Source organism: Pseudomonas sp. B5(2017) (genome assembly GCF_002112825.1).
GTDB classification, from domain to species: domain Bacteria; phylum Pseudomonadota; class Gammaproteobacteria; order Pseudomonadales; family Pseudomonadaceae; genus Aquipseudomonas; species Aquipseudomonas putida_Z.
The window spans coordinates 1-3,396 of sequence record NZ_NEIR01000034.1; the positions used below are offsets into that span (position 1 = coordinate 1).

The 3,396-nt window shown below is 65.1% G+C and carries 2 protein-coding genes; both read left to right on the plus strand.

The features are described from left to right. A partial coding sequence (locus CAG00_RS27310) for a phosphopantetheine-binding protein (protein ID WP_139832855.1) occupies positions 1-928 on the plus strand: 928 nt, incomplete at its 5' end. 608 nt (positions 929-1,536) lie between these two features. Continuing rightward, positions 1,537-3,396 (plus strand): condensation domain-containing protein (locus CAG00_RS27320; protein ID WP_139832857.1); only part of this gene is annotated, 1,860 nt, incomplete at its 3' end.

The window sequence follows — 3,396 nt, forward strand, 5'->3', positions numbered from 1 at the left end:
GCCGGACGAAAGCATCAGCGTGCCGATCGGCCAGCCGATCGACAACCTCAAGACCCACATCCTCGAAGGCAGCCTGCAACCGGCGGTGCGCGGCAGTGCCGGCGAGCTGTACCTCGGCGGCGTAGGCCTGGCCCGTGGTTACCACCAGCGCCCGGCGCTGACCGCCGAACGCTTCGTGCCAGACCCATTCAGCGGCACCGGCGGGCGCCTGTACCGCACCGGCGACCTTGCGCGCTACCGCGCCGATGGCGTGATCGACTACGCCGGGCGCATCGACCACCAGGTGAAGATCCGCGGCCTGCGCATCGAACTGGGCGAGATCGAGGCGCGCTTGCTGGAGCTGCCGAGTGTGCAGGAAGCCGTGGTGCTGGCCCAGGACGGGCCAAGCGGCAAGCAGCTGATGGGCTATGTGGTGCCCGTCGACAGCACGCAAGACGAAGGCGCATTGCGCGACAGCCTGCGCGAGGCGCTGAAGGCCGGTTTGCCGGACTACATGGTGCCGGCGCACCTGCTGCTGCTCGGCAAGCTGCCAGTGACGCCGAACGGCAAGCTGGACCGCAAGGCCCTGCCGCAGCCGGATGCCAGCCAGTCGCAGGGCGAGTACATCGCGCCGCAGAGCGATCTGGAACAGCAGATCGCGGCGATCTGGGCGGATGTGCTGAAGGTGGAGAGGGTTGGCCTGGGTGACAACTTCTTCGAGCTTGGCGGGCACTCCTTGCTGGCCACCTCGGTGATCGTGCGCATCCGGGAGCAAGCGGGCGTAGTGGCCGAATTGAAAGAACTCTTCGAGTTCCCGGTGCTGGCTGACTTCAGTCGTCAACTGGAAGCCAGGTCGCCCCTGGTCGATTCCACCCAGGACCAGCTGGCCAGATCCCTGGCGCTGCTCGATAGCCTGAGCATGGAAGAGCTCGATGAACTGATTTCCTGAGGCCCTGATGTGATCCGTGCATGTGGGTAAATCCTTTCCCACAGATATGAGGCATTCCTTCAGCTGGTGGGGTCCCTGTGGGAGCGGGCATGCCCGCGAAGCAGGCGACGCGGTGGATGGCACCGGCTTCGCCGGTGTTCGCGGGTAAACCCGCTCCCACAGGTATGGCGCATTCCTTCAGCTGGTGGGGTCCCTGTGGGAGCGGGCATGCCCGCGAAGCAGGCGAAGCGGTGGATGGCACCGGCTGCGCCGGTGTTCGCGGGCGCGCCCGCTCCCACAGGTATGGCGCATTCCTTCAGTCGGTGGGGTCCCTGTGGGAGCGGGTTCACCCGCGAAGCAGGCGAAGCGGTGGATGGCACCGGCTACGCCGGTGTTCGCGGGCGCGCCGGCTCCTACAGGTACGGCGCAGGTTTCCGAGTTCCACAGGGGCCCTGCCAATTCAATGAGTTATGTGCAGTGCCATGGGAAGTGGGTTCGGTGCAGGTTTCAGGCTGACGCTGTACATGCACCGGGCGCTGCCTCCCCCGAATTTCCATCTAAATCCATGCCACCACTCAACCGTCTAACTACGGAGGAAATTGATGAGCTGATTTCTTAGGAGATTCCCTGTGCAAGAGCTGCTCGATACGGTCGTATCGTTGTCCACCCAAAAACGTAAGGCGTTGGCAGCCTTGCTCAAGAAACAAGGCGTGAACCTGTACGGTGTCACGCCGATCTTCCCGAGGGATCCTGCAGAGCCGGTGCTGCTTTCCTACGCTCAGCAGCGCCTGTGGATACTGTCGCAATTGGGCGAGGTGGGCGGCGCGTACAACCTCTCGTCCGTCTTGCGTTTCAAAGGCCACCTGGATACCCAAGCCCTGCAGCGCAGTTTCGAGGCCCTGATCGAGCGCCACGAAACGCTGCGTACCACCTTCCGCCTGGAAGGGGAACAAGCGGTTCAGGTGATCCACCCACATGTCCCTTTCGAACTGGCCGTTGAAGTGCTGGCGCAGGCCGATGACAGCCACCTGCGTCAGCGTGTCGAGGCCGAAGCCCACCTGCCTTTCGACCTGCAGCAGGGCCCGCTGCTGCGTGTGCGCCTGTTGCGCCTGGCAGCAGACGAACATGTGCTGGTGCTGACCCTGCACCACATCGTCTCCGACGGCTGGTCGATGCCGGTAATGGTCAACGAGCTGGTGCAGTTCTACCACGGCCACAGCCAGGGCCACCCCGTGGCGTTGCCGACACTGTCGGTGCAGTACGCCGATTACGCCACCTGGCAGCGCCACTGGATGGAGGCCGGCGAGCAGGAAAGGCAACTGGCCTACTGGACCGCGCAACTGGGGGAAGAGCAGCCCGTGCTGGAGCTGCCCACCGACCGCCCGCGGCCCGCCGTGAGCAGCCATCAGGGCGCACGGGTAAAGGTCGCTCTGGACCAGCAACTGGCCGGGGCGCTCAAGCAGCTGGCCCAGCAGCAGGGCGTGACGCCGTTCATGCTGTTGCTGGCCAGCTTCCAGGCGCTGCTGCACCGCTACAGCGGCCAGCCAGACATCCGCGTCGGTGTACCGGTTGCCAACCGCAATCGGGTCGAGACCGAGCGCCTGATCGGCTTTTTCGTCAACACCCAGGTGCTACGGGCCGAGTTCGACCTGCAGATGACCTTCATTGACCTGCTGCAGCAGGTGAAGCAACGCGCACTGGGTGCCCAGGCCCATCAGGACCTGCCATTCGAGCAGTTGGTCGAGGCCTTGCAGGTCGAGCGCAACCTGGGCCACAGCCCGCTGTTCCAGGTCATGTACAACCACCAGACCCAGGCCAAGGGCGAGCGCCGTAGCCTGCAAGGGCTGCAGATGGAAGAGCTGGTCTGGGACAGCCACACCGCCAAGTTCGACCTGACCCTGGATACCTTCGAGCACGAGCAGGGCATTGGCGCGGCACTGACCTACGCCACCGACCTGTTCGACGCGGCGACCATCGAGGGCATGGCCCGGCATTGGCTGAACCTGCTGCAGGGGATCGTATGCGAGCCTGGGCAGCGGGTTGCCGACCAGCCGCTGCTGGACGTGCCTGAGCGGCACATCATCGTGCGCGACTGGAACGCCACCGAAGCGGACTTCCCGGCAGGGCACAGCATCCATCAGCTGATCGAGGCCCAGGTGTTCGCCACCCCGGATGCCCCGGCGCTGGTCTTTGGCGAGCAGACCCTGAGCTATGCCGAGCTCAACCGCCGTAGCAACCAGCTGGCGCACAAGCTGCGCGAGCAGGGCGTGGGCCCGGACGTGCTGGTGGGCATCGCCATGGAGCGCAGCCTGGAGATGGTCATCGGTTTGCTCGGCATCGTGAAGGCCGGCGGCGCTTATGTGCCGCTGGACCCGGAATACCCCCAGGATCGCCTGAGCTACATGTTCGAGGACAGCGGCATCGCCTTGCTGCTGACCCAGTCGCACCTGCACGAAGCCCTGCCGATCCCGGCCGGCCTGCGCAGCCTG